General features: G+C 65.0%; 15 protein-coding genes. 7 read left to right on the forward strand and 8 right to left on the reverse strand.

Going from position 1 to position 18,324, the window contains the following annotated elements; all coding sequences use genetic code 11:
• The first annotated feature begins 11 nt into the window (after positions 1-11).
• Positions 12-1,223, forward strand: coding sequence for an MFS transporter (locus tag H7A76_RS22195; RefSeq protein WP_185700482.1), 1,212 nt, complete (start codon positions 12-14; stop codon positions 1,221-1,223).
• A gap of 188 nt (positions 1,224-1,411) precedes the next feature.
• The gene (gene proP / locus H7A76_RS22200) at positions 1,412-2,914 is read left to right on the forward strand and encodes a glycine betaine/L-proline transporter ProP (protein ID WP_185700483.1); all 1,503 of its coding nucleotides are present in this window, start codon (positions 1,412-1,414) and stop codon (positions 2,912-2,914) included.
• A gap of 71 nt (positions 2,915-2,985) precedes the next feature.
• Here proP and H7A76_RS22205 read toward each other — a convergent pair whose 3' ends face one another.
• The 4 genes from H7A76_RS22205 to H7A76_RS22220 are packed head-to-tail and all read right to left on the reverse strand — an operon-like array spanning position 2,986 to position 7,876.
• Positions 2,986-3,702 (reverse strand): siderophore-interacting protein, encoded by a 717-nt coding sequence (locus H7A76_RS22205; protein ID WP_185700484.1) that lies wholly within the window; start codon positions 3,700-3,702, stop codon positions 2,986-2,988.
• A gap of 13 nt (positions 3,703-3,715) precedes the next feature.
• Positions 3,716-5,242 (reverse strand): DHA2 family efflux MFS transporter permease subunit, encoded by a 1,527-nt coding sequence (locus H7A76_RS22210; protein ID WP_185700485.1) that lies wholly within the window; start codon positions 5,240-5,242, stop codon positions 3,716-3,718.
• Positions 5,239-6,423 carry an HlyD family efflux transporter periplasmic adaptor subunit gene (locus H7A76_RS22215; protein ID WP_185700486.1) on the reverse strand — a complete coding sequence of 395 codons (1,185 nt, stop codon included), beginning with the start codon at positions 6,421-6,423 and terminating at the stop codon, positions 5,239-5,241. The genes H7A76_RS22210 and H7A76_RS22215 overlap by 4 nt, the downstream gene beginning before the upstream one ends.
• On the reverse strand, positions 6,416-7,876 hold the full coding sequence (locus tag H7A76_RS22220) for an efflux transporter outer membrane subunit (protein ID WP_185700487.1): 1,461 nt from the start codon (positions 7,874-7,876) through the stop codon (positions 6,416-6,418). The genes H7A76_RS22215 and H7A76_RS22220 overlap by 8 nt, the downstream gene beginning before the upstream one ends.
• Before the next feature lie 112 nt (positions 7,877-7,988).
• On the opposite strand from H7A76_RS22220, the gene H7A76_RS22225 reads away from it, so the two are divergent.
• Both H7A76_RS22225 and H7A76_RS22230 read left to right on the forward strand, forming a co-directional pair.
• A complete protein-coding gene (locus H7A76_RS22225) occupies positions 7,989-8,885 on the forward strand; it encodes a LysR family transcriptional regulator (protein ID WP_185700488.1) in 897 nt (298 codons plus the stop codon).
• A gap of 521 nt (positions 8,886-9,406) precedes the next feature.
• Positions 9,407-10,792, forward strand: coding sequence for an NAD(P)/FAD-dependent oxidoreductase (locus H7A76_RS22230; protein WP_185700489.1), 1,386 nt, complete (start codon positions 9,407-9,409; stop codon positions 10,790-10,792).
• Positions 10,793-10,805: 13 nt separating this feature from the next.
• Here the strand turns inward: H7A76_RS22230 and H7A76_RS22235 are convergent, their stop codons facing one another.
• Positions 10,806-11,582 carry an aminoglycoside adenylyltransferase family protein gene (locus H7A76_RS22235; protein ID WP_185700490.1) on the reverse strand — a complete coding sequence of 259 codons (777 nt, stop codon included), beginning with the start codon at positions 11,580-11,582 and terminating at the stop codon, positions 10,806-10,808.
• Positions 11,583-11,584: 2 nt separating this feature from the next.
• A complete protein-coding gene (locus H7A76_RS22240) occupies positions 11,585-12,538 on the reverse strand; it encodes a LysR family transcriptional regulator (RefSeq protein WP_185700491.1) in 954 nt (317 codons plus the stop codon).
• Between the two features lie 190 nt (positions 12,539-12,728).
• On the opposite strand from H7A76_RS22240, the gene H7A76_RS22245 reads away from it, so the two are divergent.
• From H7A76_RS22245 to add, 3 genes are read left to right on the forward strand one after another with little or no spacing between them, the layout of a single operon-like run.
• Entirely contained in the window at positions 12,729-13,814 is a 1,086-nt protein-coding gene (locus H7A76_RS22245; RefSeq protein WP_185700492.1) for an adenosine deaminase family protein, read from the forward strand.
• A 30-nt stretch (positions 13,815-13,844) separates the two neighbouring features.
• Positions 13,845-15,173: an MFS transporter gene (locus H7A76_RS22250; protein ID WP_221775335.1), complete on the forward strand. Its 1,329-nt coding sequence runs from the start codon at positions 13,845-13,847 to the stop codon at positions 15,171-15,173.
• Between the two features lie 4 nt (positions 15,174-15,177).
• On the forward strand, positions 15,178-16,194 hold the full coding sequence (gene add, locus H7A76_RS22255; protein WP_185700493.1) for an adenosine deaminase: 1,017 nt from the start codon (positions 15,178-15,180) through the stop codon (positions 16,192-16,194).
• A 54-nt stretch (positions 16,195-16,248) separates the two neighbouring features.
• Here the strand turns inward: add and H7A76_RS22260 are convergent, their stop codons facing one another.
• A complete protein-coding gene (locus H7A76_RS22260; RefSeq protein WP_185700494.1) occupies positions 16,249-16,803 on the reverse strand; it encodes a TetR/AcrR family transcriptional regulator in 555 nt (184 codons plus the stop codon).
• A gap of 112 nt (positions 16,804-16,915) precedes the next feature.
• A complete protein-coding gene (locus H7A76_RS22265) occupies positions 16,916-18,319 on the reverse strand; it encodes an efflux transporter outer membrane subunit (RefSeq protein ID WP_185700495.1) in 1,404 nt (467 codons plus the stop codon).
• Positions 18,320-18,324: the final 5 nt, after the last annotated feature.

The following is an 18,324-nucleotide window of genomic DNA, read 5'->3' on the forward strand; positions in this document are numbered from 1 at the left end:
AGCCCAACCCCATGCGTGCATCTTCGATCGATCCTGCGGCCGCTGTCGCCTCGCAGGCCGGCGACTTCCCTTCAGGCCGCCTGCTGCTGTTGTGCATGGCCAGTTTCCTGGCCGAGGCCAACCTGACCTTTCCCGCCGGCTTGTTGCCGCAATTGGCCGCGGATTTCGGCATCTCCCAGGCCGGGGCAGGGCAGTGGGTGACCTTCTGTTCGCTGGGCGCGGGCCTGGCCGCCATTCCCCTGAGCGCGGCGACTCGCGGCTGCAACCAACGCCGGGTGCTGCTGGCGGTGCTCGCGGTGTTCTGCATCGCCAGCCTGGTCAGTGCAGGGTCCAGCAACCTGTGGCTGACCCTGGCGGTGCGGTTGCTGGTGGGCCTGGCCACCGGCCTGGCCTGGAGCCTGCTGGCCACCTATGCCCGCAGCCTGGTGGCCGTGCCGCAGCAAGGACGGGCCCTGGCACTGGCGATGTTCGGCATCCCCCTGGCGTTGTCCCTGGGAGTACCGCTGGCCAGTTGGGCCAGTGAGCTGCTCGGCTGGCGCGCCGTCTTCGCGGTCCTGGGCGGCCTCGACCTGTTGCTGATGCTCGGCATCGCCCGGGGCTTGCCGGATCGCGTCGGCGAGGCCCGGAAGACTCCCGCCAGCTTCCGCCAGGTACTGTCGACCCCTGGGGTCGGCGCGGTACTGGGGGTCGTGACGGGCTGGATCCTGGCCCATTACATCCTCTATACCTACTTGTCGGCGTATCTGCAGAGCCTGGGCATGGCCAGCCAACTGGGCCAGCTGTTGTTCGTGTTCGGCCTGGCGGCCCTGGTGGGCGTCTGGGCGGTCGGTCTGCTGGTGGATCGCTGCCTGCGTGTCCTTGTGCTGCTGAGTCTTTCGGCCTTCTGCCTGGTGGCGCTGTTGTTGGGCAGCGGTGGCTTGTCCCTGCCCATGGTGTACCTGGTGATGGTGATCTGGGGGCTGAGTTTCAGCGGCGCGCCGACCCTATTGCAGACCGCGCTGGCCGATGCCGCCGCGGAACATGCCACCGCCGCCCAGTCGATGCTGGTCACGGTGTTCAACCTGGCCTTTGCCGGTAGCGGGGCGCTGGGCGGGGTTCTCCTGCAAACCACCGGTGTGCGGGTCTTTCCCTGGGTGATCCTGGCCCTGCTGGCGGGCACCCTGGGGCTGGCCTGGTCCAGCCGGCGCCATGCCTTCCGCCCTGGTCGGCGGCGCACGCACTAGCAACAGGGCGGTAGCCCCAATAATCGCCAATTGCCATGAGCAGTGAATTTTTTCGAATCCCTGGCTATCTGATGGCATGGAGCCCCGGCCGGTAGAACACTGGTCATCTCGCTGTCCGCTCGTGCCTGTCACCATCCGGGCCCGGGGCAAAGGTATGCATGAGCACAGTCAGCCATAGGGAAACTGCTATGAAGTCGCGCAAGAAAAGGGTCAAGCCGATCGGCTTGAAGGACATCACCATCGTCGACGACGCCAAGATGCGCAAGGCGATCACCGCCGCCGCGCTGGGCAATGCCATGGAGTGGTTCGACTTTGGTGTCTATGGTTTCGTCGCCTATGCGTTGGGCAAGGTCTTCTTCCCCAATGCCAGCCCCGGCGTGCAGATGATCGCCGCCCTGGCGACCTTTTCCGTGCCTTTCCTGATCCGGCCCCTGGGCGGGTTGTTCTTCGGGGTCCTGGGCGACCGCTACGGGCGGCAGAAAGTCCTGGCGGCGACCATCGTGATCATGTCCCTGAGCACCTTCGCCATCGGCCTGATCCCATCCTATGCCTCGATCGGCATCTGGGCGCCGATCCTGTTGTTGCTGGCCAAGATGGCCCAGGGCTTTTCCGTGGGCGGGGAGTACACCGGCGCTTCGATTTTCGTCGCCGAATACGCCCCGGACCGCAAGCGCGGGTTCCTCGGCAGCTGGCTGGACTTCGGCTCGATCGCCGGCTTCGTCCTCGGCGCGGGCCTGGTGGTGCTGATCTCCACCATCCTCGGTGAAGAAAAATTCCTCGAATGGGGCTGGCGCCTGCCGTTCTTCCTGGCCTTGCCCCTGGGCATCATCGGTCTCTACCTGCGCCATGCCCTGGAGGAGACCCCGGCCTTCCAGCAGCATGTCGACAAGCTCGAGCAAGGTGACCGCGAAGGCCTGGCCTCGGGCCCGGCGGTGTCGTTCAAGGAGGTGGCGACCCAGCATTGGCGCAGCCTGGTGACCTGTGTCGGCGTGGTGGTGGCGACCAACGTCACCTACTACATGCTGCTGACCTACATGCCCAGCTACCTGTCGCACAACCTGCACTACAGTGAAGACCACGGGGTGCTGATCATCATCGCGATCATGGTCGGCATGCTGTTCGTGCAACCGATGATCGGCTTCATGAGCGACAAGATCGGACGCCGGCCCTTCATCATCTTCGGCAGCGTCGGCCTGTTCGTGCTGGCCATCCCGGCCTTCATGCTGATCAACAGCGGGGTGCTGGGGGTGATCTTCGCCGGCCTGCTGATCCTGGCCGTGTTGCTGAACTTCTTCATCGGTGTGATGGCTTCTACGCTGCCGGCGATGTTCCCCACGCGTATCCGCTACAGCGCCCTGGCCAGTGCGTTCAACATCTCGGTGCTGATTGCCGGCCTGACCCCGACGATCGCGGCCTGGCTGGTGGAAACCACCGAGAACCTGTACATGCCCGCCTACTACCTGATGGTGATCGCGGTGATCGGCTTGATCACCGGTATTTCCATGCGCGAGACGGCCAACAAGCCATTGCGTGGCGCGGCCCCGGCGGCGGCCGATATCGAGGAGGCTCGGGAGTTGTTGCAAGAGCACCACGACAACATCGAGCAGAAGATCGAAGACATCGATGCGCAGATCGCCGAGCTTGAGGCCAAGCGCAAGAACCTGGTGCAGCAGCACCCGCGGATCGACTAGGACCTGGGGCCCGGCTCGGCGCCGGGCCCACGACTGGACGCCGTGGCCCAGGGAAGTGGCAGGAGGGTGCTTCAGTCGCGGTCGCGGTGGTCGGCGACGCCGCGCATCCAGTAGCCCTTGCTGCGTACTAGGCGGCGCTGGATCGAGCAGGCGTCGGTGAGGTAGTCGCGGACTTCGTTGATCGCCTGGGCTTCGGCGGCGATCCAGAACTGCCCGACCCCCGAAGGCAGCTGGAGCTTGTCGATGCCTTCGAGCAGCAGGTTGGTGGCGTGCGGATGCTCGTCGCGGAACATCCATTCGTAGTTGACCGTGGCCAGGGTGTCCATGGCCTGCAGCTCGGTCATGCTCGCCGCTTCCAGCACCACCACCGCGCGGTCGCCGGGGGCCAGGCTCTCGAGGATGCTCATCACCGCCGGGGTGCCGGTTTCATCGGCGGCCAGCAGTAACCATTCGGCCTCTTCCTGGGGCTGGAAACCACCACGCAATGCCGAGCAGCCGATCCAGTCGCCGACCCGGGCCTGTTCCGCCCAGCGCCCGGCCGGGCCCTGGCCATGGCGGACGAAATCGATATCGACGCTGGACGCTTGCCGATCATGCCGGCGGATGCTGTAGGCACGGCTGGCGGGGTTGCCGCCATTGGGCAGGAACAGCTTCAGCCATTGGGCCGGCTGGCACTTCAGGTCACCGCCGAACAGCTCGCCCCTGAAGGTGACGCGCCGTACCAGGGGGGTGAGGTCATGGATGGCGGTGACTTCGATGTCGTACTTCATTTTTTTACGCAGGAACATGAATACTCCGGATCTACTTGGCTTTCGCCTTGGGTGAATGAGCCAGCCAGACGATGCTGAGCACGGCGAAGAACAGCCATGCGCTGGCCAGCGAGAAGTCGTTGAGCGCCAACATGTGGGCCTGGCGATCGATGGCCCGGCCCAGCCATTCCAGGGCACCCTCGGGTGACAGGCCGAGGCTGTCGAGGTTGGCCCGGGCCTGGCCGCTCCAGTGATCGAAAGGGCTCATGCGTTCGGCCAGGTCGACCTGGTGGCCGCGGGCCCGGTGGTCCCAGAACGCCGGGCCGAGGGACACGGCGAAGCTGGCGCCGGTCATGCGCAGGGCGTTCTGCAAGCCGAGGGCCGCGGGGATCTTTTCCGGTGGCAGGCGCGACAGCGAAATGGCCACCAGCGGGGTGAACAGGAAAGCCGTGCCGGCGCCCATCAGCACCGAGTTCCAACCGATGAACTGGATGTCCAGGCCGGTCTCGAAGCCCATGCGCCACAACGAGGCGCCGATCCAGCAGATGAAGGCCATGCTCGCCAGCATCCGCGCATCCAGGTGCTGCATCAGCCGCCCGATGAAGGGCGCCAGCACCACCCCGGCGATCCCCAGCGGCGCGGTGGCGATCCCGGCCCAGGTCGCGGTGTAGCCCATCTCCGTCTGCAGCCACAGCGGCACCAGCACCAGCGAGGCGAAGTACAGGGAAAAGCCCAGGGTCACGCACAGGGTGCCGATGGCGTAGTTGCGCTCCTGGAACAGGCGCAGGTCGAGAATCGGATGCTGCTCGGTCAGTTCCCAGCTGATCAATGACGCAAAACCCAGCACCGCCACCACCGCCAGTACGCGGATCGGCGTGGAGGCGAACCAGTCCAGGTCCTGACCCTTGTCGAGGAGGATCTGCAGCGAACCGACCGCGACCATCAGCAGCAGCAAGCCGACCACATCCACCGGCAGCTTGCGGGTCGGGTTGTCCCGGCCATGCAGGACCTGGCCGAGGGTCAGCAGGATGAACGCCCCGACCGGCACGTTGATGTAGAAGATCCACGGCCAACTGATGTTGTCGGTCAGGTAGCCACCCAGGATCGGGCCGCACACCGGCCCGAGGAAGGTGGTCATCGACCACACCACCAGCGCCGAGGTGCGTCGCTCGGGCGGGAAGATCGCCACCAGCAGGGCCTGGGACAACGGGGCCAGGGGGCCGCACACCGCTCCCTGGAAGATCCGGAACAGCAGCAGCGAACCAAGGTTCGGCGCCAGGGCGCAGCACACCGAGGCCAGCACGAACAGGGCGACCGCGGTCATGAACAGCTTGACCTGGCCGAAGCGCTGCACCAGCCAGCCGGTCAAGGGCAGGCCGATGGCCAGGGAAATGCTGAACGAAGTCAGCACCCAGGTGCCCTGGTCGGGGGCCACGCCGAGGTTGCCGGAGATGGTCGGCACCGCGACGTTGGCGATGGTGGTGTCGAGCACCATCATGAAGTTGGCCATGCCGATCGCCAGCGCGCCCAGGAACAGCGTGCCGCCGCTCAGTGGTTCGATGGGACGCTTGGCGATCATCGTTCGTTCCTCGACAGGCTGAGTTTCGACGCTTGCAGGTTCTGCGCGATGATCTGCTCGACCAGCGCCTGGCTACCCTGCTCGAGGTTGTCGTAGACCCCGGTGCTGTCTTGCACCTTGGCTTGCGCGGGCTGTTCCCCGGGTTCACCGAGGATCGCCTTGACGGTCATCGACAGGCCGATGCGCAGTGGGTGGCGCAGCACTTCCTCGCGGTCCAGGGCGATACGCACCGGCACCCGCTGCACCACCTTGATCCAGTTGCCGGTGGCGTTCTGCGCCGGGATGGTGGCGAAGGCGGCGCCGCTGCCGGCCTCGATGCCCTGGATGCGTCCGTGGTACATCACTTTCTGGCCATACAGGTCGGCGAACAGTTCCACCGCCTGGCCGACCTTGATCTGCCCCAACTGCGATTCCTTGAAGTTGGCTTCCACCCAGACCTTGTCCAATGGCACCAGCCCCATCAGCACGGTGCCGGGCTCGATGTGCTGGCCCACTTGCACGGCACGCTTGGTGATCAGGCCATCGGCCGGCGCGGGAACCTTGGTCCGGGCCAGGGCCAGGTAGGCCTCGCGCACCCGTTCGGCCGCCGCGCCAACCTGCGGATGATTCTCCACCGTGGTCCCCTGAATCCGTGCCTGCAGGGCCACCAGCTTGGCCTCGGCGGCACGCAATCCGGACTGGGCCACCTGCGCCGCTTCCTCGGCGTGGTGCAGGTCTTCGCCGGAGACCCCGCCCTGGGCGATCACCGCGCGCCGCCGCTGCAGGTCCTGGCTGGCGCGGCTGGCCTCGGCCTGGCGCAACTTGACCTGGGCCGCCAGGTCGTTTTCCTCGGCATACAGGCTGTTGACCGCACGCACGGTCAGGGCCAGTTGATGGGTCGCGGCATCCAGGCCCAGGCGGGCATCGACCGGGTCGATCTCCACCAGGGCGTCGCCGGCCTTCACCGTGTCGGTGTTCTGGATGTGCACCGCCGTAGCGGTGCCACGGGTCTGGGCCGAGACCAGGATCACGTCGCCGCGCACGTAGGCGTTGTCGGTGCTTTCGTAGAGGCGGCCGTAGAGCAGCCACCAGGCACCGGCCGCGATGATCAGGGCCAGGGCCACCAGGGTGATGATCAGGAAGTTCAGGCCACGGCGCGACTTGGCCGGGGCCGGGGTCGGGGTTGGGGAGGCATCAGTCATGGGAGGTCTCTGCAAGTCGGGTGACGTTCTGGTCGGTTTCGGTCCGGCCGCCCAAGGCACGCAACAGGCCGGCATGGTTCTGTCGCGCGGCCGTGTTGAGCTGGACCAGTTGCATGCGGGTATCGAGCACCCGGGTCTGGGCGTCGAGCACATGCAGGAAGTCGGTGAGGCTCTGGCGGTAGCGCAGGTGTTCCAGGTCATAGGCCCGTTCGGCTTCGTCCAGGCCCTGCACGGTCTTCACCCGCTGGGCCTCAAGGGCCTGCAATTGCGAGAGACAGCGGGCGACGTCGGCCAGGGCATCCACCAGCACCTGGTTGTAGTTCGCCACGGCCTCGGCATAGCCGGCCTGTTGGGCCTGGTACTGGCCGCGCAGGCGGCCGGCATCGAAGATCGGCAGGGTCAGCGCCGGGCCGACGCCGTAGGTGCGGCTGTCGTGGTGGAACAAGTTCTGGAAGCTGAAACTCTGGAATCCGGCGAAGGCCAGCAGGTCGATGTTCGGGTAGAACGCCGCGCGTGCCGCGCCAACACGCTGGGCCTGGACTTCGACGCGCCAGCGCTGGGCGATGACGTCCGGGCGGTTGCCCACCAGCTCGGCTGGCAGCTGCCCGGGCAATACCACGCTGCGTCGCAGGTCCGTGCCGCGGGGCCGCCATTGTTCGCCCCAGCCCGGGCCCTTGCCGGCCAGGGCCGCCAGGCGCAGTTGATAAACGCGGGCAGCGCCCTGCAGCCGGGCCTGCTCGGCCTCGAGCAAAGGGATGGGGCCGCGGGCACGGACCACGTCGACTTGGGTGCCCAATCCGGACTGCAAGCGTCGTTCGCTGATGCGGTGGATGCTGCGCCGCTGCTCCAGGGCCTGGTCGACCACGGTCTGCTGTTCCAGCACGCCGGCCAGGGCGAACCAGGTTTCCACCAGGCTGCCGCTCAGGGCCAGGCGCGCCACCGCGCGGTCGGCCTCGGCGGCCCGCAGGCTATCCACCGCCGCTTCGTTCAACGCGCGGTTCAGACCCCAGAGGTCGAGGTTGTAGCGACCTTGCAGCAAGGCCTGGCCGTCGCTATGCCAAGTGCCGGACTCGCTGGCGCTGGTCTTGTAGTGCTGCGAATCCTGGCTGCGCAGGATCTGGGTCATGGCCGACAGGCCGGGCCGGGTATTGGCCTGGGCGACGTTGGCCTCGGCCTCGGCCCGGCTGATGCGCGCACTGGCGATCGCCAGGCTGGGCGAACTGTCCAGGGCGGCGTCGAGCAGGCGATCCAGGTCCGGGTCCTGGAAGGTTCGCCACCACAGGTCGCTGGCCGGTGTCCGGGGTGTGGCCCGGGTGATGTCCTGGCCGGCCGCGAGGGCGTCGGCGGACAGCCGCTTGGGCAGTTCGGGCGTGTGCCCGGGGTTGATGCAGGCCGGCAGTGTCAGCAACAGGCCCAGCAGGGTTGCCGACTGGAGCAAACGATGAGGAGCCATCACAACGTCCTTGAACGATTAGGTTGTGACGGGATGCTAGAGAGGCCCAGGTGTATTGAAAATTGCAAATAACGGAGTTTAGATTTGCGCAAAATGCAAACGAGACGCCGCGATGAACTTTCCCGACCTCAACCTGCTCTTGACCTTCGACGCGATGCTGCGCGAAGGCAGCGTCACCGGTGCCGCCGAACGCATGAACCTGAGCATCCCGGCCATGAGCCGGCGCTTGGCCAACCTGCGCGAGACCATGGGCGATCCGCTGTTCGTCCTGGCGGGGCGGCGCTTGGTACCCACGCCGCTGGCCCTGGAACTGGCGCCCCAGGTCCATGGCCTTCTGGAAGAGGCGCGCAATGTCCTGGGCAACAAGCAGGAACTCAACCTGGGCACCATCAAGCGGGTGTTCACCCTGCGCGCCGAGGACGGTTTCACCGGTGCCTGGGCCTTGCGCCTGAGCCAGCGGGTCGCCGAGCAGGCGCCCCATGTCACCCTGCGCTTCATGTCCCAGGGCAACGAGGATGTCGCCGCCCTGCGCGATGGCTTGAGCGATCTGGACATTGGCATCGCCGGGCCGCTGGGCCCCGAGGTATACAAGCAGCGCTTGTACATCGACAGCTTCGTCGGGGTGGTCAACAACCAGCATCCGCTGGCTCGCCTGGCCCATGTCAGCGCCGAGGACCTGGTGGCCTATCCGCACCTGTCGGTCTCGCGTCGGGGGCGAACCCGTGGCCCGCTGGACCTGGAGCTGGAGAAGATCGGCCTGCAACGCAAGGTGCCGTTGGTGGTGCCCGGCTTCCAGGCGGCCATGCAGTTGGCCAGCACCTCGGAGCTGGTGGCGGTGATTCCCCGGCGTTTCGTCGAATGGTCCTTGCCGCTGCTGCCGCTGAGCATCTTCACCCTGCCGGTGGTGACCCCCAGCGGCGAGTTCTCCCAGGCCTGGCACCCACGGGTCAACAACGACCAGGTGCATCGCTGGTTGCGCCAGCAAGTGCAGGAGTGTTCCAGCCATTGAGAGCACCGTCGAACAGGGATATGGGATGGCCTAGTCCCGCACTCCGTGAATATGGCTGAGTTCATTTTTACTTATATTTACAACTGTCATTTTTCCTGGCTTTTAAAGTAACGCTCGCGATGGCTTGTGGTTTTAATTGCAATGACCAGATGTTCGAATAAGTTTCGCGACGTTATACCTGCGTTTACCGGATTTTTACCTCGGGCAAGTTATACGGGGGCTTTCGGGCTTTGCCTGAAGTGGCTGGTCGAGCGTCAATACCAATGAATCCAGGGCTTGTGGCTTATCTAATGGATGTGCCATGCCAGGTTTTGATATCAAGTAGATATTGAACTAGCGAGATAGGGATCAGGGCTGACCGTTAGCATACTTCTGGTTGCTCGGTTGCAAGTTACCCGCTGTTGATCGAGACCTCGATGAGTCCGCTGCGTGGAGCATGGGACCTCGAGGCCTAATGAATACAAGTTTCTGCATGGTACAAGGCTGGACCATTCGGATTGTTCGATCCTGGAGTTTGGGCCATGCCTGATTTTTCCCGTAGAACCCTGATCAAGCTGAGCCTGCTGGCGGCATCGCCATGGGTGGCTCCCGTCATCGCCAGGGGCGCGCCAGCCCCCGCTGCCAAGAGCGTCCTGGTGATCGGTGCCGGTATTTCCGGGCTGGCCGCCGCCAGGATGCTGCACGCGGCCGGTCATCGCGTGACGGTGATCGAGGGCCGTGACCGGGTGGGTGGCCGGATATGGACCAATCGCAGCTGGTGGGATGCCCCGGTGGACCTGGGGGCCTCCTGGATCCATGGCGTCGATGGCAACCCGGTCGCCAACCTGGCCCGGCAACTGGGGATCGAAACCCTGGTGTATGACGTGGAAAGACCTGCGTCGAACCTGGTCTACGACGCCGCTGGACGCAAGCTGGGCAGCCAGGAACTGGAGGGGCTCACGCAACTTCAAGAGCAGGCGAACACGCTCCTCGGGGACAAAGTGCAAGGCGCCGCGCCGGAGCGCAACGCCCGGGATGAAATGCTCCAGGTGCTCGCCGGGTTGGCCGGTACGCAGGCCGAAAAGGCCACGGTCATGGAGCTGTTCAGTCGCGAACTGGAGGACGGGCTCGCCGCCGACCCACAGGACATCGCTGCCTGGGGGCTGCAGGAAGGCAGTGGCTTCGATGGCCATGAAGTGATTTTTCCCAAGGGCTACGGACAACTGGTGGACCGGCTGGCCGAGGGCCTGGAGATTCGCTTCAACCATCGGGTCACCGGCATCCGGCATGACCCATCGGGCGTGCGCGTGGCTACCAGCCATGGCGAGCTGGCGGGGGATATCGCGATCGTCACCTTGCCCCTGGGAGTGCTCAAGGAAGGCGGGGTCACGTTTTCGCCGGCACTGCCCGTGGCCAAGCGCGGTGCCATCGAGCGCCTGGGCATGGGGGTCTACAACAAGGCGGTGTTCCTGTTTCCGGAGGTGTTCTGGGGCCAGGCCGCGATCATCAGCCAGTTGAATACCGACAAGGGGCTGTGGGCCAACTGGTACCCCTTGAACCACTACGCCAAGCAACCCGTGCTCTGCGCCCTGCATGGCGGCACCCCGGCCCGGTTGCTCGAAGGCATGTCGAACCAGCAGATCCAGGAAGACGCCATGGCCCACCTGCGCCAGATGTTCGGTTCCTCGATCCCGCTGCCGAGCGATATGCACATCACTCGCTGGCATGCGGATCCCTTTGCCCGCGGCAGTTATTCCTTTCCCCAGGTCGGGGCGCGGCCGTCCGACCGCGAGGATCTTGCAGCTCCGGTCGGCAACACCTTGCTGTTCGCCGGGGAAGCGACCCATCCGGACTACAGCGCGACGGTCCATGGCGCGCTGCTATCGGGCTGGCGCGAGGCGCGCCGGGTGCTGGGCGAGCCGGTCTGAACCTGCGCGCCCCTTAGAGCCGCTCGCCGATTCGCTCGCGCAAGGCTTGGGCCAGTTGCCCTGCCTGGGCCTGCTTGTCGGACCAATCGTCCACCCGTTGCCCCAGGTAGGCACTGCGCGCGTACTCCAGGGTGCCGGCCAGTTGTGCCGGAAGCTGCGCGATGGCCCAGGTCGCGGCTTGGTCCTTGCCAAGGAAGTCCCCGGCCTGGGCGGTGCGCCACATCCTGGCCAGGGTCAGCAAGACGTTGCGCTCATCTCCGTGCAGCCCCTGTAGCAACGCCGGCAGTGCCTGGGCCATGGCCTGGCGGACCTGCTCCGGGGATATGTCCGGCAGCATCCGTGCAGCGTTCGTCCCCAGCAGCGCAACGGCCTGGAGCCGGGCCTGGGCCAGCAGCAAGCGGTATTCCGGATCGGCATGGGGCATGGGCAACTTGCCGTTCTCGAAGTCCGTTCGTAGCCATTCTCCATAGACCAGCTCGGCCCGTGGCGCACAATCCGGTTCGTCCAGGTCGGCCTGGCGAAAGACCAGCAGTTCGAGGCAACGCGGCCCACCGGCGATGGCCGGGTGCCGTGCCGAAAGGCGCAGCAGTCCGGCGGTCAGGGCCTTGCGTTGCTGCTGGTCCAGGCCCTGTTCGACCGTCGCCAGCAGATCGATGTCGCTCTGTGGCCGCAGGCCCCCGGTGACGGCCGAGCCGTGCAGGTACAGCGCCAGCAGGTTGGGGCCGAGCACTTGCCTGAGGAGTGCCAGTGCAGCTTGTAGCTGCGGATCGTTTTCCCAGTGGTGGTGCATGTTCAGTGCGTTCCTTGGCTGTCCGCTGCAGGTGCCTCGGCGGCCTGGGCCTTGAGAAAAGCCAGGCAGGTGGCGACCGCCGGGGTGCGTGGCCCGTGGCTGGTTTCGAACAGCACGATGTCACGCTGGATCCGTGGCTTGACGATGGGCAGCCAGGTCAGCTCGTCGGACAGCAGGCCCTCTGCGGTCAGGCGCGGCACGATGCCGACACAGAATCCGGCGCGGATCAGGCTGTACAGGGTTTCGGTGAAAGAGACCCGGTACGTCGCCTTGACGATGACTTCCTGGGCCTTGGGCGAACCCAGCGCCAGGTCGGCGACGCTGCCCAACAGGAAATGCGCCACTGGCCGGTTATCGAGCTGGGCCCAGCTTACGGTGGGGGCGGCACACAGTGGGTCGTCCTTGCGTACCACCGCCACCAGTTCGTCGACCAGCAAGCGATGCATGGGCAATGCGGCCGTCGCGTCGCCGGCACCGATGCCGAAATCCACCTTGGCGCTGCGCACGTCATTGATCAGCGCCCGGGTGGGCAAGTCGATGAAGTCGAAACGCAGATCGGCATGCTGTCGTTGCAGCTCCTGGAGCTTGGGCAGGATCCGGTGGGCCACCGACGGCACCAGGCCGATGCGGATCGTCTGCTGGCGTTCCTGGCTGATGTGGACCATGTCGGCCACGGCGTTGCCCGCGGTGTTCAGCAGGTGCTCGGCGATGGGCAGGATCGCCGCGCCGATCTCCGACAGGGTGACCTGGTGGCCCTTGCGGATGAACAGCTGGGCGCCGATCAGGCGTTCGGTTTCCCTGATCGAGGTGCTCAGGGCGGAGGCGGTCAGGGCCAGTTCCTCGGCCGCCAGGCGAAAATGCAGGACTCGGCTGAGGGTGGCGAAGTAGTGCAGGTGGCGCAGCGACAGGGCAGCGAGCGGGCGCTTGGAGACGCCACTTGTTTCCTTGGAGTTCATGGGATGTTCCTGGCGCGAAGGGTGGGCCGGACAGTTTGCCATTCTGTTAATTAAAATCTAATGAATATGTAGAATTAACAACTTTTTCTAATAAGTTGCCGGCATATACTCAAACCCCAGGCCCCGCTCGCTGGGCCGCCAAGACATGCGGATGACAGAACAACAATAATGATCAGAAGGGCACTCGACCATGATTCAAGATCCCGTCCTGGGTGACTTCCTGCGGCGTATTCCCAAGACCGACCTGCATATCCATCTGCTGGGCGCCATTCGCCCGGATACCCTCGTGGCCCTGGGGCGTAAGCATGGCCTGTCGTTGCCGGCCGGTGACGCGCGGCAAATCTATCGATACCGGGACTTTCCAGGCTTCCTGAATGTCCTGCGCCTGGCCGGGCAATGCCTGGTGGACCGGGAGGACTTTGCCCGGGTGGCCTACGAACTGTTGGAAGACGCCCACCGCAAGGGCAATTGCCGGCACCTGGAGTTGTCGTTCAACCCCACGGTGTTCCTCGATAACCAGGTGCGCTACCGCGTGGTGGTGGATGGCCTGATCGACGGCATGAACGCCGCCCGGAGCGATTTCGCCATGTCCAGCTTGCTGGTTCCCTGTATCGACCGCGAACGTCCGGCAGGGGTGGCCCGGGCCATGGTCGAGCAAGTGCTGGAGCATCGACGTGACGAAGTGGCCGGCATCGGCATGGACTTCGCCGAGGGCAAGGGGCCGCCGCAACGGTTCATCGAGGCCTACCAACTGGCGGCGCGCCATGGCCTGCGGCGCACCGCCCATGTCTGCGAGGACAACCAGCCCCTGGCGCTGGCGCCGCCCACTCACCTGCGGACCTGCATCGAGGCGCTGGCCTGCGATCGCGTCGACCATGGCTACAACCTGCTGGCCGACCCGGAAGCGGTGATTGCGGCCCGGGAGCAGGGCATTGCCTTCAATGTCACCGTGTGCACCGCCAAGAAAAGCAACCTGGGCAACCGCATGGACGCAATCAAGCTGATGCACGATGCCGGCCTGCGCTTGAACATCGGTACCGACGATCCCTACCTGCACCACACCGACCTGGAACACTCCTGGGCCAAACTGTTCAGCCACTGCGGCTGGGGTATCCACCAGGCTCGCCAGCTGGCCCTGGCCGGGGTCGATGCCTGCTGGCTGGATGCTGCTGCCAAGCGGACGTTGCATGAGACATTCTCCCGGGAAATCGACCGGCTCATCGTCCAGGTCTGGTCCCGGATCAAGCCGCCCTACATCGGCGCACGGGCCGCCTAGGCCAAGCTGTCGCGACGTTCGGGAGTCATCATGATGAGCCATGCCAAGCCCCGGCACCTGCGCCGCTCACAGTGGACGGCGGTGGTGCTGTTGATGTTGATGGGCATCGTCAATTATTTCGACAGAAGCACGGTGGCGATCGCCAACCATTTGTTGAGCGCCGACCTGTCGCTGTCCGCCACGCAGATGGGCTGGATTTTCTCGGCCTTCTCCTGGGCCTATGCCTTTGCGCAATTGCCCAGTGGGGCCCTGGTGGACCGCAAGGGGGCGCGACTGGTGCTCGGCTGGGCCCTGGCGGCATGGTCCGCGGCCCAGGCGGTCTGTGGCCTGGCCACCTCGATGTCGCAGTTGCTGGTGGCGCGGGTCTGCCTGGGCGTCGGCGAGTCACCGCAATACACCGGCGGGGTCAAGGTGGTCAGCGACTGGTTCCCGGTGAGCGAACGCGGCCTGCCCACCGGTGCGTTCCTGGCTTCCACCACCCTGGGCTCGATGATTGCGCCGCCGTTGCTGACCAGCTTGATGGTCACTTTCGGCTGGCGCGGCATGTTCGTCATCATGGGCGTGGTGGGCGGCTTGCTGGCGGTGGTCTGGCTGGTGGTTTATCGCGATCGCAACGAGGGGCGGCTCGGCCCCGAGGACCAGGCCTACTTCCAGGACGACACCGAGGTAGCGGTGCCCAAGGCCAGCTTCGCCGACTGGAAGGGCTTGTTCCTGCATCGCACCACCTGGGGCATCGCCCTGGGGTTCGTCGGCGTGATGTACATGGTGCTGCTGACCCTGGCCTGGTTGCCCGGGTACCTGGCCGGAGAGCGCCAATTGGGCGTGGAAGGCACCGGCTGGGTGCTGACCATTCCCTACCTGTTCGCGACACTGGGCATGTTCAGCAGCGGCTGGGTGGCCGATCGCTTGATCGCAGCCGGTACCAGTCCCATCGCCAGCAGGAAGCTGCCATTGATCGCCGGCTTGTTGGGCGGCGCGTTGTTCTGCGTGCCTTCGGTGTTCGTCGACAGCATCGTTGCCTGCATCGCCTACCTGTCGCTGGCGATGTTCTTCGTCAACTTGGCGGGTGGTTCGGCCTGGGGCCTGGTGAGCGTGGCGGCGCCGCCCCAGCTGGTGGCGTCGCTGGGCAGCATCCAGAATTTCATCGGCTTTTTCGGCGGCTCGTTCGCCCCGGTGGTGAGCGGCTGGATCATCGACCGTACCCACTCCATTGCCCTGGCCTTCGTATTGGCGGCGGGCGTGGCCTGCCTGTCGGCCTTGGCCTATTTCCTCTTGGTCGACCGGCCGATAGCCGCCACGGGCGACCAGGGCCCCACTCAACGCAATGAACCCGACGTGATAATAAAAACAGGAGCCTGATCCGATGTTACCGACCACCCTTACCCACGATTTCATCAAGGGCCTGCCGAAGGCCGAATTGCACCTGCACCTGGAGGGCACGCTGGAGCCCGAACTGAAGCTGGCCCTGGCAGAGAGGAACCGGGTCGATATCGGCCAAACCACCATCGAGGAGATCAAGCGCAGCTACAGGTTCGATTCGCTGTCGTCATTCCTGCAGGTGTACTACCCGGCGATGAACGTCCTGCAGCAGGAGGAGGACTTCTATCAATTGGCCATGGCCTACCTGCACAAGGCCCGGGAACACAATGTCCGCTATGTCGAGCTGTTCTTCGATCCCCAGGCCCACACCAGCCGTGGCATCGCTTTCGAAACCGTCATCGACGGCTATCACCGGGCTGTCCGCGAGAGCCGTGCCCTTGGCGTGGAAACCGCCCTGGTCATGCGCTTTTTGCGGGACATGTCCGCACAGTCGGCCGCCGACACCCTGGAACAGGCCTTGGTGCACCGGGACAAGATCCTCGGGGTCGGCCTGGACTCCGACGAGAACGGCAACCCGCCAAGCAAATTCCGCGAGGTGTTCGGCAAGGCCAGGCAGGCGGGTTTCCACCTGACCATGCATTGCGACATCGACCAGCACAATTCCATCGGCAATATTCGCCAGGCCTTGCTGGACATCCAGGTCGACCGCCTGGATCACGGCACCAACATCGTCGAGGACCCGGAGCTGGTGGCCTATGTGCGGGACAAGGGGATCGGCCTGACGTGCTGCCCGGTGTCCAATGGCTTCGTCGGCGACATGAAGGGCAATGAGATCCTGCAATTGCTCAGGGCCGGGGTGAAGGTCACGGTCAACTCCGATGACCCGGCGTACTTCCAGAGCTATGTGTCCGACGACATGTTCGCCCTGGCGCAGAACTACCCGATGACCCCGGCCGAGATGGTGCAACTGGCGCGGAACTCCTTCGATGCCAGTTGGGCGTCGGCTGACAGGAAGGCTGCGTACCAGCAGGAGATTACCGACTACGTGGCGGGTTATTGAGGGAGAAGGACGGCCTGCCCGAGAATATCGGCAGGCCGGTGTTCCGCGAGCCTTTTAGGCACGCAGTCCATTGAGCAACAGGTCTGTGGCGATGTTCTCCAGGCCCAGTGATGCAACACGGCCCGCCAGGGCCGACTCTGCCAGGCCGGCGAGGGCGTAGTTGAAGAGGTCGGTCAGGCCGATCGCCGTGAGGCCGATCTTGAACAGCCCCTCTTTTTGCCCTCGGATGAAGAAGGCTTCCATGATCTGTTCATAGGTCTGCAGTTTCTGGTCGACCTCCTGTGCACGCGGGGTCTGCGGGGAGCGTCCATAGCTCAGCAGAAAGGCGCAGGCGTCCTTGTGGGCCAGGTGGTTGTGCACCAGCCTGGAGAAGGCCTCCACCAACGGCAAGCTATCCTGCAGGGCTGATTGCGCGGCCTCCAGCATGGTGCTGACGCAGCGCTCGCGCAGTGTGTCGATCAGCTCTTCGCGCGTCTTGGCGTATCGGTAGAGGGTGGTCTTGCCGATGCGTACGGTTGTAGCCAGCTCCTGCAGGGAGGCACGTGGATTACGAGCCAAGGCAATGACGAGTTCGCTGATGACGTGCTCGTCAATGACTGCTGTTCGCATGTGAGTTCCTTCCTTCACTGGGACAAACGCAAAAGTCTACATGGCCAGTCGGTGATTGGGGCAAATTGGCGGATGCCGCGCTATCGGTTCCCCATAGCGCGGCATTGCGGGTTCAGTACCAGGCACCTCCCAGCGCCCGGTACAGGGCAACCAGTGCCAGTTGCTGCTCAGTGCTGATCCGGATCAGGCCGAGCTGATCATTGAAGTGGCTGCGCTGGGCCTCCAGGTAACGCAGGTGATTGTCCACGCCCCGCTCGTAGCGAGCCTTGGCCAGGACCAGGGCCTCGCCACTGGCTCCGGCCAGTTCGTTTCTTGCCTGGACCTCCCGGTGCAGGGTGTCGGTGGCATCCAACGCATCGGCCACTTCCCGGAACGCGGTTTGTACGGTCTGTTCGTAGCTGGCCACGGCGGAGTCCTTGCGTACCTTGGCCAGGTCCAGGTTGGCGCGGTTGCGCCCGCCGTGGAACAGAGGCAGCTCCAGGTTCGGGATGAAGGTCCAGGCACGCGAGCCGCCGTCGAACAGCCGAGACATCTCGGTACTGGAACTGCCGAAGGAGCCGGTCAGGGTGATACGCGGGAAGAACGCCGCCCGGGCGGCTCCGATATCGGCATTCCTGGCCCTTAGTACATGTTCGCTGGCGAGGATGTCGGGGCGTTGCTCCAGCAACTGCGAGGGTGCCCCGGGGGAGAGTTGCTGGAGGATGCGCCTCTGCTCGCCCGGTCGGGTGGGCAACAGCTTGGCAGCATCCTGTGTACCCACCAGCAGGACCAGGGCATTGCGTGCCTGGCGCAGCAGGCGTTCGCTGTTTTCCAGGTCGGCCCTGGCATGTTCCACCAGGCCACGTGCTTCCTGAAAGTCCAGGGCGGTAGCCGTACCGTTGGCCAGCTGTTGCCTGACCAGATTCAGCGAAGCTTGGCGTGCCAGGAGAGTCTGGTGGGTCAGCAGGCGTTGACGCTGGGCTCCCTCCAGATTGAGATAGCCTTGGATTGTCTCGGCAATCAGGGCAATGCGTGCGCTTGCTGCCGTTTCTTGTGCTGCCAGGAAGTGCTCCAGTGCCGAGTCGCTCAGGCTGTTGAGCCGGCCGAACAGATCCAGTTCATATTCGGGGAGACTCAAGCCGACCTTGTAGCTGGATGCGACGCCTTCCTTGCCTGAGCTGGAAAGGTCGGCTGGCACATGGGCGCGATGGGCACTGGCATCGGCGTTCAGCGATGGCAGGCGTTCACTGCGCTGGATGCGGTATTGCGCCCTGGCAGCCTCGATATCCAGCAGGGTCTGGCGGAGCGAGCGGTTGTTGCCCAGCGCCGTCTCGACCACCTTGAGCAAGTGCGGGTCGGTGATGAACGCCCGATATCCCTGGTGCCGAGCCTGGCCTGGGGATACCTGCTCCGGCGACTGTGGCCATTGCTCGGCCACGGGCAAGCCCGGGCGTTGGTGCTCGGGCGCCAGCGAGCAGCCGGCGAGTGCCAGGAGCAAAGCCACCAGGGCTGGGTGTTGGTGATGAATACGTGTCACCGGAG

Origin of the sequence: Pseudomonas sp. MSSRFD41 (assembly GCF_014230245.1) — a bacterium.
Lineage (GTDB): Bacteria > Pseudomonadota > Gammaproteobacteria > Pseudomonadales > Pseudomonadaceae > Aquipseudomonas > Aquipseudomonas piscis.